The organism is Streptomyces sp. NPDC053750, from assembly GCF_044544295.1.
GTDB lineage: Bacteria > Actinomycetota > Actinomycetes > Streptomycetales > Streptomycetaceae > Streptomyces.
The window spans coordinates 547,773-572,051 of record NZ_JBITXB010000002.1; the positions used below are offsets into that span (position 1 = coordinate 547,773).

Below are 24,279 nucleotides of genomic sequence, written 5' to 3' on the forward strand. Positions count from 1 at the left end.
CGCGAGCGAATCTATGAGCCTCGCCACACTGGTAAATTGGTGACCAATTTGCGTCCGAGGCATAGCGTGAAGGCGAACCGGTCGGCCGCCCCGTTGCGGACCGTCCGGCGTGACCCACCCCGGACGGAGCTGTCCGGGCGAGCCGAGGAGTCGCCCATGGGTGCCCAAGCGCCATCCGCGGCAGTCGAGAGAACTGCCATCAAGAAGGTCTCAGTCCGCCTCGTGCCGTTCGTGGCGCTGATGTTCTTCGTGAACTACCTGGACCGAACCGCCGTCTCGTTCGCCGAACCCAACGGGATGGGGCAGGACCTGGCGCTGACAGCCGCGCAGTTCGGCTTCGCGTCCGGGATCTTCTTCCTCGGCTACATCGTGCTCGAGGTCCCCAGCAACATGGCCCTGCACCGCTTCGGGGCCCGCCGCTGGCTGGCCCGGATCATGGTGACCTGGGGCATCGTCTCCCTGCTGTTCACCTGGGTCAGCACCAGCGAACAGCTCTACGCCCTGCGCTTCCTGCTCGGTGTCGCCGAGGCCGGCTTCTTCCCCGGCGCGATCCTGTTCCTCAGCCAGTGGGTGCCGTCCCGCCACCGCACCAAGATCCTCGGCCTGTTCTACCTCGCCCAGCCGCTGACCACCGTGTTCGGCGCCCCGCTGGCAGGCTGGCTGATCGGCCGCCACGGCCTGTTCGGCCTCGAGGGCTGGCGCGTGATGTTCCTGTTCGTGTCGCTGCCCGCGATCATCCTGGGCGTCGTCGCCTGGTTCTACCTGATCGACAAGCCCGCCGACGCCAAGTGGCTCACCCCGGCCGAGCGCGACTGGCTGACCACCGAGCTCGCCGCCGAGAACGCCCAGAAGACCGGGCACGAGGGCAAGCACGCCAAGGGTGACCTGAAGACCGCCTTCAGCAGCGGCCGGGTCTGGACCCTCGCCGTCGTCTACTTCGGCTTCGTCTACGGCCTGTACGCCCTCGCCTTCTTCCTGCCGACGATCATCAACGGCTTCCAGGAGCAGTACGACACCACGTTCAGCGTGATGGACAAGGCCTGGATCACCGCGATCCCGTACCTGCCCGCCGCCGTCGTGCTGTTCTTCTGGACCCGGCACGCCACCCGGCACGGCACCCGCACCTGGCACGTGGCCGGCCCGGCCGTCGTGGGCGGTGTGTCCATCCCCCTCGCCCTCTACATGGGCTCCCCGACCGCCACGGTCGCCGTGATCACCGTGACCGCCTGCGCCATCTTCGCCGCCCTGCCCGTCTTCTGGTCCGTGCCCTCCCGCTTCCTGACGGGCGCCGCCGCCGCGGCGGGCATCGCCCTGATCAACACGGCGGGCAACGTCGCGGGCTTCGCCTCCAGCTACATCACCGGCTGGCTCAAGGACTGGACCGGCGACTACTACGTACCGCTCTTCCTGGTCGGCTTCTTCATGCTGCTGTCGGCCGCCCTGATGATCTGGCTCTCCGCCCGCCACCGCACCGACGAACCGGCCCCCGAGCCCGAGCACCAGTCCATGGAGGCCCTTCGATGACCCGCCTGTTCAACGACCCCGCCGCCTTCGCCGACGAGGCGCTGGAAGGCTTCACCGCCGCCCACCGGCGCTGGGTCCGGCCCGTCACCGGCGGCGTCGTACGGGCCGGCGCCACCCCCGCCGGGCAGGTAGCCGTGGTCATCGGCGGCGGCTCCGGCCACTACCCCGCCTTCTCCGGACTGGTCGGCCGGGGCCTGGCGCACGGCGCCGCGGTCGGCAACGTCTTCGCCTCGCCCTCCGCCCAGCAGATCGGCTCCGTGGCCAGGGCCGCGCACGGCGGTGCCGGGGTACTGCTGATGTACGGCAACTACGCGGGCGACGTCCTGCACTTCGGCCAGGCCGCCGAACGGCTCGCCGCCGACGGCATCGACGCCCGGACGTTCGCCGTCGCCGACGACATCTCCAGCGCGAGCCCGGACGAGTCCGCCAAGCGCCGCGGCATCGCCGGTGACCTCCCGGTCTTCAAGGCGGCGGCCGCCGCGGCCGAGCAGGGCCTGTCCCTGGACGAGGTGGTGCGCGTCGTCGAACGGGCGGGCGCCCGCACCCGCTCCTTCGGCATCGCCTTCTCCGGCTGCACCCTCCCCGGCGCCGACCACCCCCTGTTCACCGTCCCCGAGGCCCGCATGGCCGTCGGCCTCGGCATCCACGGCGAGCCCGGCATCGGCGAGGAGCCCCTGCCCACCGCCGACGAGGCGGCACGGCTCCTGGTCGACACCCTGCTGAAGGAACTCCCCGCAGACGTCGAGGGGCCCGCGGGACAGCGCGCCGCCGTGATCCTCAACGGCCTCGGCTCGGTCAAGTACGAGGAGCTGTTCGTCGTCTACCGCAAGGTCGCGGCCCTCCTCGACGCGGCCGGCGTGGAGATCGTCGACCCCGAGGTCGGCGAGCTCGTCACCAGCTTCGACATGGCCGGCGTCTCCCTCACCCTGACGTGGCTGGACGACCGCCTGGAGGAGCTGTGGCGGGCCCCGGCCGACACCCCCGCCTACCGCAAGGGCGCCCTCGACGCGCCCGAGGCGGACGACGCGGACGACCGGGCCCCGGTCGCCGAGGACGTCCCGGACCTCGCCGTGGCCCCGGCCTCGGAGGCCTCCCGGCACGCCGCCGGCACCGTCCTGGCCGCGCTGGACGCGGTGGCCGCCACCGTCGACACCCACGTCGACGAGCTCGGCCGCATCGACGCCGTGGCCGGTGACGGCGACCACGGCATCGGCATGCAGCGCGGCTCCACCGCCGCCCGCCGGGCCGCCACCGACGCCCACGAGCTCGGCGCGGGCGCCGGCACCGTCCTGAACCGTGCCGCCGACGCCTGGGCCGACAAGGCGGGCGGCACCTCCGGCGCCCTGTGGGGCACGATCCTGCGCTCCCTCGGCACCGCCGTCGGCGACCAGGACGCCCCGGACGCCGCCCGGGTCGCCGCCGGCGTCACGGAGGCCTCCGCCGCCGTACGCCGCCTCGGCGGGGCCGAGGTCGGCGACAAGACGATGGTCGACGTCCTCGTGCCCTTCGCCGACACCCTCGCCGACGCCGTGGCCGGTGGCCTGGCGCTCACCGAGGCCTGGGCCCGCGCGGCCACCGCCGCCGACGAGGCCGCCGCCGCGACCGCCGGCCTGCTGCCCCGCAAGGGCCGGGCCCGCCCGCACGCCGAGAAGTCCCTCGGCACCCCCGACGCGGGCGCCCACTCACTCGCCCTGATCACCCGCGCCGTCCACGGCGTCCTGCTCGACCACCCCCACGACCACCACTGAGGAAAGCCGACATGACCGACAAGCTCCGCATCGTCGTCGGATCCGACGACGCCGGCCACCAGTACAAGGAAGCCCTCAAGCAGGACCTGCAGAACAGCGCCCTGGTCGCCGAGGTCACCGACGTCGGCGTCGACGCCGACGGCCACACCGCCTACCCCAAGGTCGCCATCGCCGCCGCCGAGATGGTCGCCCGCGGCGAGGCCGACCGCGCCCTGCTGGTGTGCGGCACCGGGCTCGGCGTCGCCATCGCCGCCAACAAGGTCAGGGGCATCCGGGCCGTCACCGCCCACGACTCCTTCTCCGTCGAGCGGGCGATCCTCTCCAACAACGCGCAGATCCTCACCTTCGGCCAGCGCGTCGTCGGCCTGGAACTCGCCCGCCGCCTGGCCGCCGAATGGCTCACCTACCGCTTCGACGAGAGCTCGGCGTCCGCCGCCAAGGTCCAGCTGATGTGCGACTACGAGAGCGCCGCGGGCGACGGGGCAGCCGCCTGATGTCCACACCCGCACCGTCCCCCGTCCTGCTGGGGGTGAGCCTGAAGATGTACTTCGGCCACCACCAGACCCTCAACTGGGCGCGCAAGGTCGCCGCCCTGGCCGACCGGCACCCGGCCGTCACCTCCGGCGCCGCCCGCCTCTTCGTCCTCCCCGCCTTCCCGGCCCTCGTCCCGGCCGCCGGCATCCTCGCCCCGTACGGCGTGGCCCTCGGCGCCCAGGACCTCGCCACCGAGGACACCGGCCCGTACACCGGCGAGGTCGGCGGCCCGGTCCTCAAGGAGATCGGCTGCCGGTACGCCGAGGTCGGCCACGCCGAGCGCCGCCGCCTGTACGGCGAGGGCGACACCGTCGTCGCCGCCAAGACCGCCGCCGCCCTGCGCAACGGCCTCACCCCCGTCCTGTGCGTCGGCGAACGCGACGAGGCCGACCCGGCCGACGCCGCGGCCCGCACGGTCGCCGAGGCGGAGCGCCTGCTGCACGGCCTGACGGGCGCGGTCGTCCTCGCCTACGAACCGCAGTGGGCCATCGGCGCCCCCGAGCCGGCCTCCGCCGACCACATCGCGACCGTGTGCACAGCGCTGCGCGGCTGGCTCGACACCCGTCCGCAGCACGCCGGCTCCACCGTGATCTACGGCGGCAGCGCGGGCCCGGGCCTGCTGACCCGCCTGGCCGGCACCGCCGAGGGCCTGTTCCTCGGCCGGTTCGCCCACGACCCGGCGAACGTCGAGGCCATCCTCGACGAGATCCGCTCCCCGGCCCCGGCGGCGGTGGCGTAATGGCGTACGGCATCAGCACCTACGCCTACTTCTGGCGCATCTCGGCCCGCGCCCCCCGGCCGATGACCCTGTCCGCGATGCTCCACGACACGGCGGAACTCGGCGGCGAGGTCTTCCAGATCTGCGACTACGCCCCGATCGAGTCCTACGACGCCGCGCAGCTCGCCGACGTCCGCGCCACCGCCGACGACCTGGGCCTGACCCTCGAACTCGGCACCCGCGGCATCCGCCCCGAGCACCTGCGGAAGTACCTCGACATGGCCGGTCAACTGGGTGTCACCCTGGTCCGCTCCATGCTCAACACGGCCGACCACCGGCCGGACACCACCGAGGCCGAGGCCCTGCTGAAGGAAGCGGTGCCGCGCTACGCCGACGCCGGCGTGACCCTCGGCCTGGAGACCTACGAGCAGGTCGCCACCGACGACCTCATGACCGTCGTACGCGCCGTCGACGACCCGCACCTCGGCGTCGTCCTGGACCCCGGCAACAGCGTCGCCCGGCTGGAACGCCCCGCCGACGTCGTCGCCGCCACCGCGTCCCACGTGGTCAACATCCACGTCAAGGACTTCGCCTTCACCCGCCGCGACGGCTGGGTCGGCTTCACCTACGCCGGCTGCCTGCTCGGCGAGGGCCTCCTCGACCACGACGGCATGATCGCCGCCGTACGCGCGGCCCGGCCGGAGGACCGCGGCATCAACCAGATCGTGGAGCACTGGCTCCCGTGGCAGGACGACGGCTACGACGCCACCGCCCGGCTCGAACACCAGTGGACGCAGCACAGCATCAACACCCTCCTGAGGAGCAAGTAATGGCCACCGAGATCCAGACCAGGGCCGACGTCACGACCGTCGCCGTCATCGGGGCCGCCGGCAAGATGGGCCAGCGCGTCTCCAACAACCTGGTGAAGAGCGACTTCCGGGTCCTGTTCAGCGAGGCGTCGCCCAAGGGCCAGGAGCTCGTCCGCGACCTGGGCCGCGAACTGACCGAGTCCGCGTCCGCCGCCGCCGAGGCCGACGTCGTCATCCTCGCCGTGCCCGACGTGGTCCTCGGCAAGGTCTCCGAGGAGCTCGTGCCGCTGATGAAGCCGGGCACGATCGTCCTCACCCTCGACCCGGCCGCCGCCTACGCCGGCCTGCTCTTCGCCCGCGAGGACATCCACTACGCCTGCGCCCACCCCTGCCACCCGTCGGTCTTCCTGGAGCGCACCACCAAGGAGGAGTGGCAGGACACCTTCGGCGGCATCGCCGCCCCGCAGGAGGTCGTCGCCGCCTACGAGGGTGGGGACGCCGCCAAGCAGGAGCTGGCCGACGCCGTCATCCGCGTCATGTACGCCCCGGTCGTCGACGTCCACTGGGTCACCGTCAAGCAGCTCGCCGTGCTCGAGCCCACCCTCGTCGAGACCATCGCCTGCATGGTCGGCGCCCTGCTGACCGAGGCGCTCCACGAGACGGTGCACACCGTCGGCGTCCCGGAGAAGGCCGCCCGCGCGATGCTGCTCGGCCACACCCAGGTCGCCCTGGCCAACACCCTCAAGGGCTCCAACCCCTTCTCGGACGCCTGCCTGATCGCCATGGACTACGGCCGCGAGTCCATCGTGCGCGACGACTGGAAGAAGGTCTTCGACGACGAGGAGCTGGACAAGGTCATCACGCGCATGCTGAAGATCAAGGAGATCAAGCGCTGACGCGCCGACCCGCCGGCCGTCCGACGCCGGAGGCCCGTTGGGTGCCTCCGGCGTCGTCATGCCTACGCCCGCGTGTCGAACGCGGCCGTCACCCGCAGCAGCTCGGACACGTCCGATCCCACCGGCAGCTCGCGGGGAGCGGTGCCCCGCCGAAACAGCCGGGCGTCCCGTTCGCCCCCGAGCACCGCCCTGTCGCCCTCGACCCGCAGCCAGGAGCCCTCCCGCAGGCCGAGCACGGGTACGTCGTTCTCCTCCAGGAACTCCGTCAGCCGCTCCTCGCGGGTCTCGCCCTTGTGCGTCGACGCCGGGTCCGGGTCGAGGTAGTGCGGATTGATCTGGAACGGGACGAGCCCGAGCGCCTCGAAGGACGGCGGCTGGACGATCGGCATGTCGTTGGTGGTGCGCAGCGAGGGCGCCGCCATGTTGGTGCCGGCGCTGGCACCCATGTAGGGCAGCCCGGCACCGACGGCCTTGATCAGCGCCTCCCGCAGCCCCGTCCGGTACAACGCGCTGAGCAGCCGGAAGGAGTTGCCGCCGCCGACGAACACGGCGTCGGCCGCACCGAGCCGCGCGAGCGGGTCGCCGCCCTCGTGCACGCCCCGCACGTCGATCCCCGCCCCGGCGAGCGCGTCGCGCACCTTGGCGGTGTAGGCGTCGTGGTCGGCGAGCGCGTACGGCACGAAGGCCAGCCGCGCCCCGGCGGGCAGGAAGCCGGTCACGGTGTCGAGGGCGTGTTCCAGGTAGCCGCGGCCGTGCTGGGTGGAGTTGGACAGGAGCAGCAGATTCACGGAGTGGTCCTCATCGGGGTGGACGTGCGGGCGGATCGGCGGGTCAGGTCGTGCCGGGCGAACGCGGGCGCCGGTGGTGCTGCGGTGGATGCGTCAGGCGCTGTTCCAGCAGCCGGGCGGCGCGGCGCAGCACCTCCAGCCGGTCCTCGGGCCCGTCGGGGAAGCGCTCCTTGGCGGCGCCGAGACTGAGGCTGCCGTAGGGCTCCGAGCCGAGGAACACCGGCATGGCGACGGTGCCGATACCGGCGTCGTACTCGCCGACCGTCCAGGCGTATCCCTGGGCGCGCACCTGGCGGAACTCGCGCTCCAGCTGGTCGGGGTCGGTGACCGTGCGCTCGGTGAAGCGTGCCATGGGGCGCCCGCGGAAGAGCCGGTGGCGCTGGTCGTCGGGCAGGAACGCGTAGTACGACTTGCTGGTGGCGCCCGCGTGTGCCGGGTACAGCTCGCCCACGAGCGGGTAGTAGCGCAGGGGTCCCTCCTCGCCCTCGACGGCCGCGACACAGCGCATGTGGAAACTGTCGGGCAGGCAGAAGAGCACCGTGTCGCCGGTCACCGCCCGCAGGTCCTGAAGGACCGGTTCCGCGAGCAGTTCCAGGGAGCCCGATCGCTCCCACAGACGACCCAGGCGCAGGGCGGCCGGGCCGATGCGGTAGCGGCGGGTCGCCGGGTCGGAGACCAGGAAGCCACGACCGGCGAGCGTGGACAGCAGCCGCTGGGCGACCGAGGTGTCCCAGCCGAACTCGGCGGCGATCTCCGTCACCCCCCAGTCGGGCCGGGAGCGCTCGAACGCCAACAGCACCAGCAGGGCACGGTCGACGGTCTGCAGCGCCCCGGCGGGGGTCTTCCGGTCCGCGGGCCGTACGTCCCGACCGCTCACGGCGGCTCCTCTCACTCGGTGCGCCAGTGTCCCCCGTCCATCTCACCATTCAGACCGGAATTGCAGATAACGGGAAACAGTTGCGGAGAACGTTAATCGATCCCGAACCTGCTGTCAGCACCGCCCCAGGTGCGGATCAGGAGAACTGCCCATGTTGAAGTACGTCCTGGACCTCGTGGATCTGCTGGACGATCCCGGCGTCGACGGCAAGCGCGTCGCCGCCCACCTCGACTCCGTGGCGGGCCCCGAGGGCTCCGGCGCCGAGGTCACCACCGTCACGGGCGAGCGCGGCTCGACGGACTTCGTGCTCGTGCGGGTGCCCGGCCGCAACGGCCGGATCCGCGGCGGCTCGGCGCGCACCCTCGGCGTGGTGGGACGGCTGGGCGGCATCGGGGCGCGCCCGGAGATGACCGGCCTGGTCTCCGACGCCGACGGCGCGATCGCCGCGCTCGCCACCGCCGCCAAGCTCCTCGACATGCGCCGCCGGGGCGACGTGCTCGACGGCGACGTGGTCGTCGCCACGCACATCTGCCCCGACGCCCCCACCGCGCCGCACGACCCGGTGCCGTTCATGGACTCGCCCGTCGACATCGCGACCATGAACCGGCACGAGGTCACCGGCGAGATGGAGGCAGTGCTCTCCGTCGACACCACCAAGGGCAACCGGATCATCAACCACAAGGGCCTCGCCCTGTCGCCCACCGTCAAGGCGGGCTGGGTGCTCAAGGTCAGCGAGCAGCTCGGGGAGCTGCTGGCCGTGGTGACCGGTGAGCCGTTGGTCACGTACCCGGTGACCACCCAGGACATCACCCCGTACGGTAACGGTGTACACCACATCAATTCGATCCTGCAGCCGGCCACGGCGACGGCCGCGCCCGTCGTCGGCCTGGCGATCACCTCCGCGGCGGCCGTGCCCGGCTGCCAGACGGGCGCGAGCCACGAGACCGACATCGCGGCCGCCGCCCGGTTCGCCGTCGAGACCGCGAAGGCCTACGGTGGCGGACGCCTCGACTTCCACGACGACCAGGAGTTCGACGCGCTCGTGTCCCGTTACGGCTCCCTGACCCACCTGCAGACCTTCGGCCGCGAACCCGGGGAGTCGTGATCATGGCCGCGCACGAGAAGACCGCCCAGCAGTCGGGCGGCGCCAAGGCCGTGGGCAGCGACGACTACGCCCTGTCCCGCGTCCCGCGCGACAAGCGGCTCGGCTTCTGGACCATGCTGCTCCAGTGGCTCGCGCAGTCGGGCTCCATCTCGCAGTTCACCCTCGGCGCCACCATCGGTGTCGGGATGACCTTCGGGGACGCGTTCCTCGCGTTCACCCTCGGCGCCGTGATCCTCGAAGTCGTGATCTTCGCGATCGGCCTGGCCGGTATGCGCGAAGGCCTGGCAACGCCGCTGCTCACCCGCTGGGCCGGCTTCGGCCGCAACGGCTCGGCCCTGGTCAGCCTGGTCATCTCCGTCAGCCTCGTCGGCTGGTTCGGCGTGCAGAACACGATCTTCGGCGACAGCGTGTCCGCGCTCGTCGGCGGTCCCTCGTGGCTGTGGTGCACGGCCGCCGGTTTCGCCATCACCGTGCTGGTGATCTTCGGCTTCCGGTACATGGCCGTCTTCGCGAAGATCGTCACCCCGCTGTTCTTCGCGATGGTCGCCTGGTCGGTCACCGACGCGCTGAGCGACCACTCCCTCTCCGAGCTGATCAACTCCCCGGCGCCCGGCGAGACCATCCCCCTCGCGGTCGCCGCGACCGCCATCGCGGGCGGATTCATGACCGGCGCGATCGTCTCCCCGGAGATGACCCGCTACAACCGCAAGGGCAGCCACGTCTTCCTGCAGAGCGCCTCGTCGATGATCCTCTCCGAGTACATCGTCGGCATGACCGGTGTCCTCCTCGGCCACATGGTCGGCAGCGGCCAGGTCTCCCAGATCGTGCTCTCCACCTCCGGCGTCTTCGGCGTGCTGGTCGTCCTGATGTCCACCGCGAAGATCAACGACTGGAACCTGTACGGCTCCTCGCTCGGCGTCGTCAACTTCTTCCAGGTCGTCTTCGGCAAGCGCCTGCACCGGGGCGCGGTCACCATCGTCCTCGGCATCGCCGGCACCGTGCTGTCGGCCGTGGGCATGATGACCCACTTCACCGACTTCCTGTCCGTGCTGGGCGTCGCCATCCCGCCGGTGGGCGGCATCATCGTCGCCGAGTACTGGGTGGTGCGCCGCATGCGCGCGCCCCTGGACGCCACCCGCGAGGCCGGGACCCTGCCCGCCACCTCGCCCACCTGGGTGCCGATGTCCCTGGTCATCTGGGCCCTCGCCTTCTGCGTCGGCAAGTTCTACGACGGTGGCATCCCCGCCCTCAACTCCCTGCTGACCGCGTTCGTCCTCTACTGCGTCCTCGGCCTCGCCGGCTGGATCAGGACGTACGGCACCACAGCCCTCGACGACGCCGAGACCGCACCGTCCCGGGCCGCCTCCGGCACGGCCTCCGTAGGAGCATGATGAGCACCTCCACCTCCACCCCCGCCTCCCTCGTTCAGGCCTCCCCCCTCGTCCCCGCCTCCGAGGAGGCACAGCGGGAGGTCGTCGACCTGTGCGCGGAGCTGATCCGCTTCGACACCTCCAACCCCACCAGTGACGAGCGTGCCTGCGCCGACCGGGTCGTGGCCCGCCTCGCCGAGGCGGGCATCGCCTCGGAGCTGGTGGAGAGCGCCCCGGGCCGGGCCAACGTCGTCGCCCGCATCCCCGGCACCGACCCGGCGCGCGGCGCCCTGCTGGTCCACGGCCACCTGGACGTCGTCCCGGCAGACCCGGCCGAGTGGCAGGTGCCGCCGTTCTCCGGCGAGATCCGCGACGGCTACCTGTGGGGCCGGGGCGCCATCGACATGAAGGACACGGTGGCCGTCATGCTGGCCACCGCCCGGCACTTCGCCCGCACCGGCACCCGACCCGCCCGCGAGATCGTCCTCGCCTTCCTCGCCGACGAGGAGGCCGGCGGCAAGTACGGCGCCCACTGGCTGGTCGAGCACCGGCCCGAGCTGTTCGCCGGCGTCACCGAGGCGATCGGCGAGGGCGGCGGCTTCAGCTACGCCCTGGACGAGACCCGGCGTCTCTACCCGATCGAGAACGCCCAGCGCGGCATGGCATGGATGGAGCTGACGGCCACCGGCCGCGCCGGGCACGGGTCGTCCCCGAACGACGAGAACGCCGTCACCGACCTCGCCGAGTCCCTCACCCGCATCGGCCGGCACACCTTCCCGGTCCGGCTGATCGAGCCGGTGCGCGCCCTGCTCGCCGAGGCCGCCCGCCTCCAGGGCGTCGACATCGACTTCGACGCCGAGGACCTGGACGCCGAACTGGCCAAGCTGGGGCACGTGGCCGACTTCATGCAGGTCGTGCTGCGCAACTCGGCCAACCCCACCATGTTCACGGCCGGCTACCAGACGAACGTCATCCCGGGCCGGGCCACGGCCCGCGTCGACGGTCGCTTCCTGCCGGGCCACGAACAGGAGCTGATCGACGCGGTCGACGCCCTGCTCCTGCCGTCGGTGTCCCGCGAGTGGGTCAACCACGACATCGCGATGGAGACCACCTTCGACGGCCCCCTCGTCGACGCCATGTGCGCCGCCGTGCGCGCCGAGGACCCCGACGGCCACCCGGTGCCGTACTGCAACCCGGGCGGCACCGACGCGAAGGCCTTCACCAAGCTGGACATCCGCTGCTTCGGCTTCAAGGGCCTGAAGCTGCCCCACGACCTCGACTACGGCCGCCTCTTCCACGGCGTCGACGAGCGGGTGCCGCTGGAGGGCCTGCGCTTCGGCGTGCGGGTGATGACCCGGCTGTGGCAGGGCTGCTGAAACGGCCCGGGAATGCGCCGACGGAGGCCGGTGTTGAGGGGAGCGACTGACATGCGCGGGTCAGAACCGCAACCGCGCGGCGGTCGAAAGGAGCACCCATGGCACGCAGCACCGCACGCCCGGTCGTCCGGCTGAAGTCGACCGCCGGGACCGGCGTCACCTACGTGACGCGCAAGAACCGGCTCAACGACCCCGACCGGCTCGTCCTGCGCAAGTACGACCCGGTGGCGGGGCAGCACGTCCCCTTCCGCGAGGAACGCTGAACAGCAGGCCGGAGCGAGGACAACTCATGAAGGTTTGCAATTCCCTGCGCTCACTGAAGGCCAGGCCCGGCGCACAGGTGGTGCGCCGCCGGGGCGTGACCTACGTGATCAACAAGAAGGACCCGCGTTTCAAGGCCCGTCAGGGCTGAGCGGACGCGCGCTTCCCGGCCCGGCCCCGCGATCCGCGGGGCCGGGCTCGTGCGTGCACCGTGGGCGCCCGCCAGGGGTCAGTCGGCGACGTCGACGCCGTAGCCCCCGGCGAGGGCGCCGAGGCCGTGGTCGTAGCCCTGGCCGACGGCGCGCAGCCGCCAGCTCTGCCCGCGCCGGTAGATCTCGGCCAGGAGCATCGTGCGCTCGGTGGTGGCGGCGTCCAGCGTGGCCTGGACGAGGGCGGCCGCGCTGGTGCCGGGGCCGGAGACGATGTGCAGGGCGCCCACGTCGCCGAAGGCCGGGGAGCCGTCGATCGCGGCGGCGACGACGACCTTGCGGGCCGAGGGCGGCAGCGTGGCGAGGTCCACGCTGACGGTCTGCTCGGTCGGGCCGTCGCCCAGCAGCCGCACCGTCCCGCCCGGGTTCTCCGGGGCACCGTAGAAGACGAAGTCCTCGTCGAAGGAGACCTGTTCGTCCTCGTCCAGCACGAACGCCACCACGTCGATCTCGCACTCCGTCTGCTGCGCCCAGGACGCGGTGACCGTCCAGCGGTGCTCCGGACCCCGCCCCTTCGGCAGGGGTAGGTCGACGACGCCACCACGCGGCAGCACGTGGGCGGCCGCGCGCCGGGCGTCCGCCCCGGGCACCTCCGTGACCACCGGTGCGACCAGCCACCCGGCGTCGTGGGTGGGCAGGAGCAGCGCGGTGATCCGGGGCAGCCGGCGATCCGCGTGGCCGCCGTCGAGGACGACCACGTCGGTGACGCCGGCGGAGAGGTTGATGGCCGCGGCCCCGCCGAGTTCGACGACGCGGGTGCGGGCGGCGACCGCCTCGGGGTGGGTGCCGCCGAGCACGAGGACCCGCCGCCCGGAGAGCGGCCCGCGCGGCTTCGTGGCGCGCTTCTTCCCCGGCTTCGGACCGGCGGCCTCGCCCGGCTCCGGGGCGCGTGGCGTCGGCACGGCCGGCAGTGTGGGGGAGGGCGCGGTCGCGGGCGCCGGGGCCGGGCCGGGTTCGGGAGCCGGCACGGGGTCCGGGGCCGCCGTCCCCGCGTGCGCGGTGCCGGGGCGGACATCGTCCAGGAGCCGCAGGAAGGCCGACTCGTCGATCACCGGGACGCCCTCGGCGCGTGCCCGGCGCGCCTTGGCCGAGTCCGTGGCGGAGTCGTTGGTGACCAGGGCACTGGTGTGTCTGCTGACCGAACCCATCATGTTGAGCCCCGCCGCGACGCCCCGCAGCACCAGGTCCGCCCGGGCGGTCCGGGTCTCCCCGGTGACGGCGACCTTCATGCCCTGCACCAGGGGTCCGCCCGCGCCGAGCCGCCCCGGGTTGCGGAAGGCGCACGGTGTCTTCGGCGGCTTGGGCGCGAACTGCGGGTCCTGCCGCGGCGGGCACGCCACCAGGGGCAGCGACAGGTCGAGTTGCGCCGCCTCCCGCAGCGAGGCGCGCAGCACCCCCGCCAGTACGCGCGTGTCGTCCAGCGCGTCGTGCGCCTTGACCTGCGGCACGCCGTAGTGCGCGGCGAGCGTGCCGAGCTTCAGGTCGTCGGTCGGCGGGTCGACGCGCCGGTTCAGCGCCAGGGTGCACAGCCGTCTGGCCACAGGCAGCCGCAGCCGCGCCCGCGCGAACTCGTGGGCGAGGAAGTCGTAGTCGAACTGGGCGTTGTGGGCGACCAGCACCCGGCCTTCCAGCAGGGCACCGATCCGCCCGGCGACCTGCTCGAAGGCCGGTGCCCCGCGCAGCCGTTCGGCGGTCAGCCCGTGCACGTGCACCGGCCCCGGATCGCAGCCGGGGTTCAGCAGGGTCGAGAACTCCCCGGTCTGCTCGCCGTCCGGGCCCAGGGTCACCACGGCCACGGACAGCACCCGGTCACGGCGCGGTACGAGACCGGAGGTCTCCACGTCGACCAACGCCCATTCGAAGGCGTAGTCGCGCAGGTCGGACAGATCGGAGGCGGCAGACGCGAGAGACATGGAGAAAGAATGGAGGTATATCCACATCTCCTTCAACTTGAACGCCCATTGATCCCGTTTTGCGGCAACCTCGACCCGCGCCGCTCGACGCGCCGGACCGCCTGACACACTGCTGGGCGCGCCACCCGCCCAGGCCCCAGGAGGACTTCGTCATGACCGAGCAGCCACTGGACCGCGTCGCCCGGGTCGAGCACGGGTTCAACAGGCTCTTCGCGGAGTACTTCGACACGCTGGGCACGACCCTGGACGCCCCGTCCTTCAGCCGCTTCACCCCGGACTGCCTGCGCCTGCTGCGCGACCTGTCGCTGCGCGGCGGCAAACGGATGCGGGTCGTGCTGCTGCACGAGGCCGCGCGCCTGGTGACCGCCGAGCCGGTGGAGGGGCTGGACGCCGCCGCGCTGAGCGTCGAACTGCTGCAGACCCACGGCCTGGTGCACGACGACCTCATCGACGACAGCGCCACCCGCCGGGGCGGCCCCACCACCTACTACGCCTACCGGGAGCGGTTCCCCGGGCATCCGCGGGCGGCGCTCGGCCTCACCGTGCTCGCGGGCGACCTCGCACTCGCGCTGTCGCTGCGCGTGCTCCTGGACGCCAAGGTTCCCCTCGAGATGCGGCAGGCCATGGTCGAGGTCCAGACCCGGGCCGCGGCCGACACGTTCGTGGGCCAGATCGTCGACCTGGAGCGGGACTTCGCCGACCCGTTGCCGGACGTGGAAGTGCTGCACGACGTCGCCGACCACAAGACCGCCCGCTACTCGGTGCTTGCGCCGATGCGTCTGGGCCTCCTGGCGGCGGGCGCCGAACCGGGCGCCCACGAGGACGAGTTGCGCCGGTACGCGCGACTGGTCGGCATCTGCGGGCAGATGCGCGACGACTGGCTGGACCTGTTCGGCGACGAGGAGACCATGGGCAAGCCGGCGGGTGGCGACATCCGTGAGGGAAGGCGCAGTTACGCCGTCGCCCGGCTGTTGTCCACCGTGACGGGCTCGGAGCGGGCGACGGTCGAGGCCGCCCTCGGGAACCCGTCCTGCACCCCGGACACCATCGCCGAGATCAGGGCGATCGGCGAACGCAACGATGTGGCGGCCCTGTTGGAGGCCGACATGCGGCGCCACGCGGACCGTGCCCGTCAGGTGGCGGAGGGCTGGCACGGCCGGTGGCGGGCGGAGGCCGTCGACTTCTTCGCGCGGGTGCCGGTGTGGAGCGTGGACCGGACCCGCTGATCGGCCGACGGAGCCGGCACCGCTGCGCCCCGGGCCCGTACGGCCCCGGGGCGCAGGTCACTCGGTCACGGTACGAGCTTCAGCAGGCGGTTGGGCGAGCCCGTCCCGGGGCTGGTCACCTTGCCGGTGGACGCGCCGTTCACCAGCGCGGTCGCCACCTGGGCCGGGGTGGCCGAGGTGTGGCTCGCCAGGTAGACGGCTGCCGCCCCGGCCACGTGCGGGGTCGCCATCGACGTGCCGGAGATGGTGTTGGTCGCGGTGTCGCTCGTGTGCCAGCCCGCCGTGATGGAGGAGCCGGGTGCGAAGACGTCCAGGACCGAGCCGAAGTTGGAGTAGCTCGCCCTGGCGTCGGTGCTGGTGGTGGCGCCGACGGTGATGGCCTGGGTGACCCGGGCGGGGGAGTAGGAGGAGGCGTTGGCGTTGCTGTTGCCCGCCGCGACGGCGTAGGTCACGCCGCTCGCTATGGAGTTGCGCACAGCGGTGTCCAGGGTGGTGGACGCGCCGCCGCCGAGCGACAGGTTGGCGACCGAGGGACCCGAGTGGTGGGCGGTCACCCAGTCGATCCCGGCGATGACCCCGGCCGTGGTGCCCGACCCGTTGTTGTCCAGCACCCGCACGGCCACGACCTTCGCCTTCTTGGCGACGCCGTAGGTCGAGCCCGCGATCGTGGTGGCCACATGGGTGCCGTGGCCGTTGCCGTCGGAGGCGGTGGTGTCGCCGTCGACGGCGTCGTAGCCGTAGGAGGCACGGCCACTGATCTGCTGGTGGGTGATGCGGACGCCGGTGTCGATGACATACGCCGTGACGCCGCTGCCCGCGCTGTCCGGGTAGGTGTAGGTGCCGGAGAGCGGCAGGGAGGTCTGGTCGATGCGGTCCAGGCCCCAGGGGGCGTTGGACTGCGTGGTGTCCGCGACCTGGACGCGCTGGTCCTGCTCGACGGAGGCGACGGCCGGGTCGGCGGCGAGCCGCCTGGCCTCGGTGGCGGAGAGCGTGGCGGTGTAGCCGTTCAGCGCGCTGCCGAACGTCTTGCGGACCGTGCCGCCGTACTCCTCGACGAGGTCCTTGCCGGCGCCCGAGGAGGCCTTGAGCCCGGCGTCCTTCCTGAGCGTGACGATGTAGCTGTCCTTGACGGCCGTGGGGGAGCCGGCGGCGAGGACGGTGCCCTCGGCCTCGGCGGCCTGGGCGGGCAGGGCGGTGAGCCCGCCGGTGAGGGCGAGGGCCGCCGCACCGGTCAGTGCGGCGAACCGGAGTCTCTTGCTACGCAGTCGTGCCATGACGAGGGAGTCCTCCTCCAGGCGGCGCGCGCCCGGGTCGGGCACGCGACTGTGGGGGTGCGCGCGGGATCGCGCACACGACCGGGAGCGTTGCGTTCCGCTACCGGCCGTGGATCAGCCTCCGGCGTCCGCCGGGGCGGGGCAAGGGGATTGACGATCTGTCAACAAAGCTGTCATGTACGCGAAATCCGTGGACGGGTGCCGACCGTGAGCCGGTTGTCAGTGGCTCCCCCTACTGTTCAGGCAGTGGGACCCGCGGAACACGCCGCAGGGCCTGACCGGGGAGAGGTCTGCCATGTCGAAGACGTATCTGGAGCTGTCGCAGGACGGTGGGGGCGCGCACAAGTTCTACGAAGTCACCGTCCAGGGCCAGGTCGTGTCCGTGCGCTACGGCCGGATCGGCGCCGCCGGGCAGACCCAGACGTCGACCTTCCCCACCGTCGAGAAGGCCCGGGCGGCGGCCGCGAAGAAGATAGGCGAGAAGGTGCGCAAGGGGTACGCCCCCGCCGTGCAGGGACAGCGCGCGCCCCGTGCGGTCACCCGTCGGCAGGTGACCTCCGCGCCGTCCACCGCCCGCGCCGTCGCCCCCGTCCTGTGGCGCTTCCGCACGGGGTCCGCCGCGTTCGGCATCCACATCGACGAGGAGCGCTGCTGGGTGGGGAACCAGCAGGGCGACGTCTACACCCTCGCGCACGGCGGCGAGGTCCTCGCGCGCTACCAGCTGCCGGACGGCGTCAAGTGCCTGGTCGCCGACGACTTCTGGATCTACGCCGGCTGCGACGACGGCCGGGTGTACGACCTGTCGTCCAAACTGCCGTTCGCGGCCTACGACATCGCGGCCGACGTGGACATCTTCTGGCTCGACATCCACGAGGGCGTGCTCAACGTCGCGGACCGCGCCGGGCGCCTCACCGTCATCGACCACGAGGACGAGCACCAGTGGTCACGCGGCGGGCGCGGTGAGCACGCCTGGATGGTGCGCGCCGACGACCGGGCCGTCTACCACGGGCACACCCACGGTGTGACGGCCCACGCCCCCGACGGCGGCACCGAGTTGTGGCACACGAACACCCAGGGCGCCGTGCTCTTCGGCTGGCAGGAGGACGACGCGGTGTACGCCGGCACCGGGCGCCACGCGGTCCAGCGGCTGTCGAAGGCGACCGGCGCCATCGAGGCCACGTACCGCTGCGACAGCCCGGTGTACTCGTGCGCCACCTCGCCCGGCGGCCGGTTCGTGTTCGCCGGGGACTCCGCCTCCTCGGTGTACTGCTTCGACCGGGACGGCACGCGGCTGTGGAAGCTGGGCACGGGCGGCGGGTCCGCGCTGTCGATGCAGTACCGCGACGAGCGGCTCTACCTGGTTACCACGGACGGCTCCCTGGTGTGCGTGGACGCGAGCGAGGCGGCGGTCACGGCCGCCCAGCAGGGCTCGGTGCCCGTCGCCCGCGACGTCAAGCTCGCCGCCACCCTGCCGACGTACGCGCCCGCCACCGCGGCCGGTTCCGTGACGACCGTCGCCGCGGCACCCGCGGGTTCGGTGGTCGTGGAGTGCGTCCAGGAGAACGGCCGGACCCGGATCCATGTCGTGACGGAGGGGTACGACCACTCCTGGAACGTCCAGTTCCCGAGGGCGATACGGGAACCGGGCGCGCGATACGTGGTCGACTCGCTGCACGCCGCGTCGGGCGGCTTCTACCGGGTGCGCGGGGACATCAGGCGGCTTGTGTGACCACGGGGATGGTGCGAGGGGGCGGCGTCAGGCGATCGAGGCCGAAATGACGGCGGACACCGCGAGGTTGCAGGACGCCGTCACCCACACCGCCGGGTGCGGCTCCGGCTCGACCAGCGTCGCACCCAGCCGCCCCGGCGTGATCAGGTCGACCACCAGGAAGGCCACGGCCATCATCACGAGCCCCAGCACTCCGAACACGGCGGTCGACACGAGTCCCTTGCCGAAGTCCTCGTACGTCGTCCAGATGGAGGTGAACACGATGCCGCCGATGCCGAGCAGCGCGGAGCTGAGCACCAGGGCGGCGTTGCGGTTGCGCTGCTCCCAGATCTGCCGGCCGAGCTTTCCGGGCGTCAGCATGTCGACCAGGACGATGCCGAGGACCAGGAGGACCAGGCCGAGAGCACCGTAGGCGCTGGCCCGGCCGAGTCCGTTGACGATGTCGCTCATGGGGTTGCCGGCTCCGTAGCGTGAAGGATCGTGAGTGATCGCGGTCAAGGCGATGCAAAATGTAGCGCACCCGTTCGGTCCCTTGACCCCTGCGGTCCCGCAGCGATCGGACGCGCGGTCAGCCGGCCGCCGCGAGCCGCTTGTTGCGGCGGACGGAGGACCAGAAGGAGGCACCGATCAGGAACACGCCGATGAGGCCGGTGACGATCTCGCTGATCTGGTACTGGATGGTGATCAGCAGGATCACGGCGAGGGCGCCGATCGCGTAGTGGGCGCCGTGCTCCAGGTAGACGTAGTCGTCGAGGGTGCCCTGGCGGACCAGGTAGACGGTGAGCGACCGGACGTACATGGCGCCGATGCCGAGGCCGAGGGCCATCAGGACGATGTCGTTGGTGATGGCGAACGCGCCGATCACGCCGTCGAAGGAGAAGGACGCGTCCAGGACCTCCAGATAGAGGAACATGAAGAACGCGGCCTTGCCGGTCAGCGCGACGGCCGAGCGGGGCCCGCCGGAGCGCGCCGCAGCCTCCTGCGCCTGGTGCTCGCGTTCCTCCTCTTCCTCGAGCTTGTCCTCGAAGAAGCCGGAGAGACCACCGACGACCATGTAGGTGATCAGACCGGCGACACCGGCGAGGAGCACCGTCTCCGCCTTGTCGGCGTGGGTGCCGCCGTGCTGGTGGGCGTGGGCACCGAAGGTGATCGAGGAGACGAGCAGCACGATCAGGGCGATGCAGACCGACAGCATGTCGACCCTGGCGAGCCTGGCCAGCGGGCGCTCCAGCCGGCCCAGCCACTTGATCTCCCGGTCCGTGAAGACGAAGTCGAGGAAGATCATCAGGAGGAACATGCCACCGAACGCGGCGATCGACGGATGGGCGTCCGTCACCAGCTCCTGGTAGCGGTCCTTGTCGGTGAGCGCCAGATGGACCGCGGCCCACGGATTGAGCCGTGCGCTGACCGACACGATCACGACCGGAAAGACCAGACGCATACCGAAGACGGCGATCACGATGCCGACGGTGAGGAAGATCTTCTGCCAGAAGGCACTCATCTTCTTCAGGATCCCGGCGTTGATCACCGCGTTGTCGAAGGAGAGCGAGATCTCCAGCACCGACAGGATCGCCACGATGCCGAAGGCGGTCCATCCGTCGTACAGCACTCCCGCGGCCAGACCCAGGGCGGTGACGGCGAAGGCCCAGCGGAACGTCTTCAATACCACCGGCTACTCACTCCCGTTGTCGCGCTGTGCCGGAATGGGGCATTCCCTACCAGTGCCCTTCATCCACGTTGTCTACCACGATCGTTCGCCGGCCCCGGGACAGACGGCTCCGGTGCGCGGGGCCGACGCCACCTCCCGGTCACCAGAATGGAATCGTTCGCTTCCTTGAGCCGTTCCGGTCTGCCGGAGTAGGTTCGCCGCCATGACCGCATCCCGGGATCCGGCCGTCGCCGCGGAACTGCGCGGGGCCGGTCTGCGGGTGACCGCGGCCCGTGTCGCGCTGCTCGAGACCGTCCGGCAGGGCGATCACCTCGCTGTCGAGGCGATCGCGGCCGGGGTGCGGCGGCGCGTGGGCCATGTCTCCCTGCAGGCCGTGTACGAGGCCCTGCACGCGCTCACCGCGGCGGGACTCCTGCGCCGCATCGAGCCGCCCGGCAGCCCGGCACGGTTCGAAGGACGGGTGGGCGACAACCACCACCACGTCCTGTGCCGGTCGTGCGGAGCACTCGCCGACGTCGACTGCGCCGTCGGCGAGGCGCCCTGCCTGACCGCCTCCGACGACCACGGCTTCTCGATAGACGAGGCCGAGGTCATCTACCGGGGCCTGTGCCCCGGCTGCGCCACCCCCGGCAGCACCCCAGCACCGTGATCCGCCCCGTTCGGAAGGATTCCCATGTCCGAGAACCACGATGCCATCGTGACCGACGCCAAGACCGAGGAGGCGGCCGGCTGCCCGGTGGCCCACGGACGCGCCCCGCACCCCACACAGGGCGGCGGAAACCGCCAGTGGTGGCCGGAGCGGCTCAACCTGAAGATCCTCGCCAAGAACCCCGCGGTCTCCAACCCGCTGGGCGAGGAGTTCGACTACGCGGCGGCCTTCAAGACCCTCGACCTGCCGGCCGTGAAGCGGGACATCGCCGAGGTGCTGACCACGTCGCAGGACTGGTGGCCCGCCGACTTCGGGCACTACGGCCCGTTCATCATCCGCATGGCCTGGCACAGCGCGGGCACCTACCGGATCAGTGACGGCCGCGGCGGCGCCGGAGCCGGCCAGCAGCGATTCGCGCCGCTCAACAGCTGGCCGGACAACGGCAACCTGGACAAGGCCCGCCGCCTGCTGTGGCCGGTGAAGAAGAAGTACGGCCAGAGCCTGTCGTGGGCCGACCTGCTGATCCTCGCCGGCAACGTCGCCCTGGAGTCGATGGGCTTCAAGACCTTCGGCTACGCCGGCGGCCGCGAGGACGTCTGGGAGCCCGAGGACGACGTCTACTGGGGCCCCGAGACCACCTGGCTCGGCGACGAGCGCTACACCGGCGACCGTGAGCTGGAGAACCCCCTCGGCGCCGTCCAGATGGGCCTCATCTACGTCAACCCGGAGGGCCCGAACGGCAACCCGGACCCGATCGCCGCGGCCCGCGACATCCGCGAGACGTTCCGCCGTATGGCGATGAACGACGAGGAGACGGTCGCCCTGATCGCCGGCGGCCACACCTTCGGCAAGACCCACGGCGCGGGCCCCGCCCACCACGTCGGCCCCGACCCCGAGGCCGCCTCCATCGAGGAGCAGGGCCTCGGCTGGCGCAACACCTTCGGCACCGGCAAGGGCGGCGACGCGATCACCAGCGGCCTCGAGGGCATCTGGACTGACACGCCGACGACCTGGGACAACAGCTTCTTCGAGATCCTGTTCGGCTACGAGTGGGAGCTCTTCCAGAGCCCCGCCGGTGCCCACCAGTGGCGCCCGAAGGACGGCGCCGGCGCGGACACCGTCCCCGACGCCCACGACCCGTCCAGGCGCCACCAGCCGACCATGCTGACGACCGACCTCTCCCTGCGGTTCGATCCCGCCTACGAGCAGATCTCGCGTCGCTTCAAGGACGACTTCGACGCGTTCGCCGACGCCTTCGCCCGTGCCTGGTTCAAGCTGACCCACCGCGACATGGGCCCGGTCGTGCGCTACCTCGGCCCCGAGGTCCCGGCCGAGACACTGCTGTGGCAGGACCCGCTGCCCGAGGCCACGCACGACAGCGTCGACGCCGCGGACGTCGCCGCCCTCAAGGCCCAGGTGCTCGCCTCCGGCCTGACGGTGTCCGACCTGGTCTCCACCGCGTGGGCGTCGGCCTCGTCCTTCCGCGGCAGCGACAAGCGCGGCGGCGCCAACGGCGCGCGCATCCGCCTCCAGCCGCAGATCGGGTGGGAGGCCAACGACCCCGACCGGCTTGCCTCGGTGCTGCGCACGCTGGAGGGCATCCAGGAGTCGTTCAACGCCGCACAGAGCGGCGGCAAGCGGGTCTCGCTCGCCGACCTGATCGTGCTCGCGGGTGGCGCGGGCGTCGAGCGGGCCGCCAAGGAGGCCGGCTTCGAGGTCGACGTCCCCTTCACCCCCGGCCGGGTGGACGCGTCCCAGGAGCAGACCGACGTGGAGTCGTTCGCCGCGCTGGAGCCGACCGCCGACGGGTTCCGCAACTACCTCGGCAAGGGCAACCGGCTGCCGGCCGAGTACCTGCTGCTCGACCGGGCCAACCTGCTGACCCTGAGCGCGCCCGAGCTGACCGTCCTCGTCGGCGGCCTGCGCGTGCTGGGGGCGAACCACCAGCAGTCGCAGCTCGGCGTCTTCACTCGGACCCCCGGTGCGCTGACCAACGACTTCTTCGTCAACCTGCTCGACCTGGGCACGACGTGGAAGGCGACGTCCGAGGACCAGAACACCTTCGAGGGCCGCGACGCCACCACCGGCGAGATCAAGTGGGCCGGCAGCCGGGCGGACCTCGTCTTCGGGTCCAACTCCGAACTGCGCGCGGTGGCCGAGGTCTACGCCGCCGACGACGCCAAGGAGAAGTTCGTGCACGACTTCGTCGCCGCCTGGGTCAAGGTCATGAACCTCGACCGCTTCGACCTGGTCTGACCGACCGCCGTCCGGGCCGGTCCGCACCGGCCGGCCCGGGACGCCGTTGTCAGTGGCGGATGCGAGGCTGCACGTCATGGATGAGCTGGAATTCATGCGGGGCAGGGTGTACGGAGCGGACCACGACGACCCCGGTCCGCGGCCCGGACGCGTCTACGCGCATCTGGTGGGCGGTCCCCTGGACGGTCTGCTGCTGGACGTCACGGACCTCCCGGAAGGGGAGCGCGACCGGGGCGTGTCCCTGGCGACGGAGCTGGGCCGCTACGGCACGGGCGGCCGCTCCGCGTACGGCCCGAGGCCGGGCGACCCCCGTCGCTTCGACTGGCGGGGCGACGTGCCCTGACGGCTCCCCTCCATGAGTGCGGGCGCCCCCGTCTGAGCGCCCAGTGCCGCGAGCAGCCAGTCGTGCGCGGACCCGGGGGTCGGTTCCGGCCGCCCGCCCGGCGCGGTGATCACCTCGGCCACCAGCTCCCAGTAGCCGTCGAGCCGCGGGTCGGCCGCGAGCTGCCCGGCCAGCAGGCGGCGGAAGTCCGGGGTGTCCCGGACGCCGTACGCCCCCGTGTACGCGGCGACGAAACCGTCCAGCGCCTCGCCCGGACGCGGATCCCGGCCCCGGCGCATGTCCACGCCCGCCAGCTCGTACGCCTCCGCCAGCCCCGCGTACAGCACGGCCGCCCCCCGGGCCCCGGCGTCCCGGTGCGCCGCGGGCTGGGGCTGGACGGTGCCCCGGCACGGGGCGCTCGTGAGGGCGTTCAGGCGGGCGAAGGCGAGGACCTGGGCGGGGGCAGGGTCGTCGGGCGGCTGCGGCACCGCCACCTCCAGGAACGCGGAGGCCGACCGGGCCGGCATCCGGGCCGGCAGCCAGCCGCGCCAGAACCGGACCAGCGGATCCGTGCTGGGCGGCGCGGACACGGCACCGATCAGCCGCAGCCGGCCGGCCCGCTCCCCGGGCGGACACTCCTGCACCAGCCGCAGCGCCGCCTCCCGCCAGCGCAACGCCTTCAGCTCGGCGCCGAGTTCGCGCAGCTGCCCGGCGACGGCGGCCTCCAGTACGCCGCCGCCCGCCGCGCCCACGCTGTCCGCCGCGCCGTCCTCGTGCGCCTCGTCCTCCTCGTCGAGGATCCGCCGCACCTCGGGGACCGAGAGGCCGAGACCCCGCAGGGACCGGATCAGCCGCAGCCGGTCGAGCGCCGCCGGGCCGTACCGCCGGTGCCCGCCGGAGCTGCGGGAGGTCTCCGGCAGCAGTCCGCGATCGGAGTAGAAGCGGACGGTCTTGACGGTCGCACCCGCCTGTTCGGCGAGTTCGCCGATGGAGCACAGACCGTCGGACGACATGAACACTTGAACC

At 72.1% G+C, this 24,279-nt stretch carries 23 protein-coding genes; 16 read left to right on the forward strand and 7 right to left on the reverse strand.

Annotated features, from left to right (window positions below):
* The first annotated feature begins 156 nt into the window (after positions 1–156).
* From ACIGO6_RS07975 to ACIGO6_RS08000, 6 genes are read left to right on the forward strand one after another with little or no spacing between them, the layout of a single operon-like run.
* Positions 157–1,524: an MFS transporter gene (locus tag ACIGO6_RS07975; RefSeq protein ID WP_399872849.1), complete on the forward strand. Its 1,368-nt coding sequence runs from the start codon at positions 157–159 to the stop codon at positions 1,522–1,524.
* Positions 1,521–3,272, forward strand: a complete 1,752-nt coding sequence (locus tag ACIGO6_RS07980) for a dihydroxyacetone kinase family protein (protein WP_399872851.1) — start codon at positions 1,521–1,523, stop codon at positions 3,270–3,272. The genes ACIGO6_RS07975 and ACIGO6_RS07980 overlap by 4 nt, the downstream gene beginning before the upstream one ends.
* 11 nt (positions 3,273–3,283) lie before the next feature.
* A complete protein-coding gene (locus ACIGO6_RS07985) occupies positions 3,284–3,766 on the forward strand; it encodes a ribose-5-phosphate isomerase (protein ID WP_399872853.1) in 483 nt (160 codons plus the stop codon).
* Positions 3,766–4,545, forward strand: coding sequence for a triose-phosphate isomerase family protein (locus tag ACIGO6_RS07990; protein ID WP_399872857.1), 780 nt, complete (start codon positions 3,766–3,768; stop codon positions 4,543–4,545). The genes ACIGO6_RS07985 and ACIGO6_RS07990 overlap by 1 nt, the downstream gene beginning before the upstream one ends.
* Positions 4,545–5,354: a sugar phosphate isomerase/epimerase family protein gene (locus ACIGO6_RS07995; protein ID WP_399872860.1), complete on the forward strand. Its 810-nt coding sequence runs from the start codon at positions 4,545–4,547 to the stop codon at positions 5,352–5,354. The genes ACIGO6_RS07990 and ACIGO6_RS07995 overlap by 1 nt, the downstream gene beginning before the upstream one ends.
* Positions 5,354–6,229 (forward strand): phosphogluconate dehydrogenase C-terminal domain-containing protein, encoded by an 876-nt coding sequence (locus ACIGO6_RS08000; protein WP_399872863.1) that lies wholly within the window; start codon positions 5,354–5,356, stop codon positions 6,227–6,229. The genes ACIGO6_RS07995 and ACIGO6_RS08000 overlap by 1 nt, the downstream gene beginning before the upstream one ends.
* 62 nt (positions 6,230–6,291) lie before the next feature.
* Here ACIGO6_RS08000 and pepE read toward each other — a convergent pair whose 3' ends face one another.
* On the reverse strand, positions 6,292–7,017 hold the full coding sequence (pepE, locus tag ACIGO6_RS08005; RefSeq protein ID WP_399872866.1) for a dipeptidase PepE: 726 nt from the start codon (positions 7,015–7,017) through the stop codon (positions 6,292–6,294).
* A gap of 43 nt (positions 7,018–7,060) precedes the next feature.
* Positions 7,061–7,894, reverse strand: coding sequence for an IclR family transcriptional regulator (locus ACIGO6_RS08010; protein WP_399872868.1), 834 nt, complete (start codon positions 7,892–7,894; stop codon positions 7,061–7,063).
* Between the two features lie 151 nt (positions 7,895–8,045).
* Between ACIGO6_RS08010 and ACIGO6_RS08015 the strand changes: the two genes are divergently transcribed.
* From ACIGO6_RS08015 to ykgO, 5 genes are all read left to right on the forward strand, one after another.
* The gene (locus ACIGO6_RS08015) at positions 8,046–8,999 is read left to right on the forward strand and encodes a DUF1177 domain-containing protein (RefSeq protein ID WP_399872870.1); all 954 of its coding nucleotides are present in this window, start codon (positions 8,046–8,048) and stop codon (positions 8,997–8,999) included.
* Between the two features lie 2 nt (positions 9,000–9,001).
* Entirely contained in the window at positions 9,002–10,390 is a 1,389-nt protein-coding gene (locus ACIGO6_RS08020) for a cytosine permease (RefSeq protein ID WP_399872872.1), read from the forward strand.
* Positions 10,390–11,745: a M20/M25/M40 family metallo-hydrolase gene (locus ACIGO6_RS08025; RefSeq protein WP_399872874.1), complete on the forward strand. Its 1,356-nt coding sequence runs from the start codon at positions 10,390–10,392 to the stop codon at positions 11,743–11,745. The genes ACIGO6_RS08020 and ACIGO6_RS08025 overlap by 1 nt, the downstream gene beginning before the upstream one ends.
* A gap of 98 nt (positions 11,746–11,843) precedes the next feature.
* A complete protein-coding gene (gene rpmG / locus ACIGO6_RS08030) occupies positions 11,844–12,008 on the forward strand; it encodes a 50S ribosomal protein L33 (protein ID WP_188182870.1) in 165 nt (54 codons plus the stop codon).
* A gap of 26 nt (positions 12,009–12,034) precedes the next feature.
* Entirely contained in the window at positions 12,035–12,157 is a 123-nt protein-coding gene (gene ykgO / locus ACIGO6_RS08035; RefSeq protein WP_399872876.1) for a type B 50S ribosomal protein L36, read from the forward strand.
* A gap of 78 nt (positions 12,158–12,235) precedes the next feature.
* Here ykgO and ACIGO6_RS08040 read toward each other — a convergent pair whose 3' ends face one another.
* Positions 12,236–14,128: a TerD family protein gene (locus ACIGO6_RS08040; RefSeq protein WP_399872878.1), complete on the reverse strand. Its 1,893-nt coding sequence runs from the start codon at positions 14,126–14,128 to the stop codon at positions 12,236–12,238.
* A 152-nt stretch (positions 14,129–14,280) separates the two neighbouring features.
* Between ACIGO6_RS08040 and ACIGO6_RS08045 the strand changes: the two genes are divergently transcribed.
* A complete protein-coding gene (locus ACIGO6_RS08045; protein ID WP_399872881.1) occupies positions 14,281–15,354 on the forward strand; it encodes a polyprenyl synthetase family protein in 1,074 nt (357 codons plus the stop codon).
* A gap of 65 nt (positions 15,355–15,419) precedes the next feature.
* On the opposite strand, the gene ACIGO6_RS08050 is transcribed toward ACIGO6_RS08045, so the two are convergent.
* A complete protein-coding gene (locus ACIGO6_RS08050; RefSeq protein ID WP_399872884.1) occupies positions 15,420–16,628 on the reverse strand; it encodes a S8 family peptidase in 1,209 nt (402 codons plus the stop codon).
* Between the two features lie 295 nt (positions 16,629–16,923).
* Between ACIGO6_RS08050 and ACIGO6_RS08055 the strand changes: the two genes are divergently transcribed.
* Complete coding sequence (locus ACIGO6_RS08055) at positions 16,924–18,357, forward strand: WGR domain-containing protein (RefSeq protein WP_399872887.1); 1,434 nt, start codon at positions 16,924–16,926, stop codon at positions 18,355–18,357.
* 27 nt (positions 18,358–18,384) lie between these two features.
* Here the strand turns inward: ACIGO6_RS08055 and ACIGO6_RS08060 are convergent, their stop codons facing one another.
* Positions 18,385–18,807, reverse strand: a complete 423-nt coding sequence (locus ACIGO6_RS08060) for a DUF350 domain-containing protein (RefSeq protein WP_399872888.1) — start codon at positions 18,805–18,807, stop codon at positions 18,385–18,387.
* A gap of 118 nt (positions 18,808–18,925) precedes the next feature.
* Positions 18,926–20,026: a DUF475 domain-containing protein gene (locus ACIGO6_RS08065; protein WP_399872891.1), complete on the reverse strand. Its 1,101-nt coding sequence runs from the start codon at positions 20,024–20,026 to the stop codon at positions 18,926–18,928.
* A gap of 202 nt (positions 20,027–20,228) precedes the next feature.
* On the opposite strand from ACIGO6_RS08065, the gene ACIGO6_RS08070 reads away from it, so the two are divergent.
* From ACIGO6_RS08070 to ACIGO6_RS08080, 3 genes are all read left to right on the forward strand, one after another.
* Positions 20,229–20,675, forward strand: coding sequence for a Fur family transcriptional regulator (locus ACIGO6_RS08070; protein WP_399872894.1), 447 nt, complete (start codon positions 20,229–20,231; stop codon positions 20,673–20,675).
* A 24-nt stretch (positions 20,676–20,699) separates the two neighbouring features.
* On the forward strand, positions 20,700–22,931 hold the full coding sequence (katG, locus tag ACIGO6_RS08075) for a catalase/peroxidase HPI (protein ID WP_399872897.1): 2,232 nt from the start codon (positions 20,700–20,702) through the stop codon (positions 22,929–22,931).
* Between the two features lie 76 nt (positions 22,932–23,007).
* The gene (locus tag ACIGO6_RS08080; RefSeq protein WP_399872900.1) at positions 23,008–23,274 is read left to right on the forward strand and encodes a hypothetical protein; all 267 of its coding nucleotides are present in this window, start codon (positions 23,008–23,010) and stop codon (positions 23,272–23,274) included.
* On the opposite strand, the gene ACIGO6_RS08085 is transcribed toward ACIGO6_RS08080, so the two are convergent.
* Positions 23,193–24,272, reverse strand: a complete 1,080-nt coding sequence (locus tag ACIGO6_RS08085) for a MerR family transcriptional regulator (RefSeq protein ID WP_399872901.1) — start codon at positions 24,270–24,272, stop codon at positions 23,193–23,195. The genes ACIGO6_RS08080 and ACIGO6_RS08085 overlap by 82 nt on opposite strands.
* Positions 24,273–24,279 lie beyond the last annotated feature (7 nt).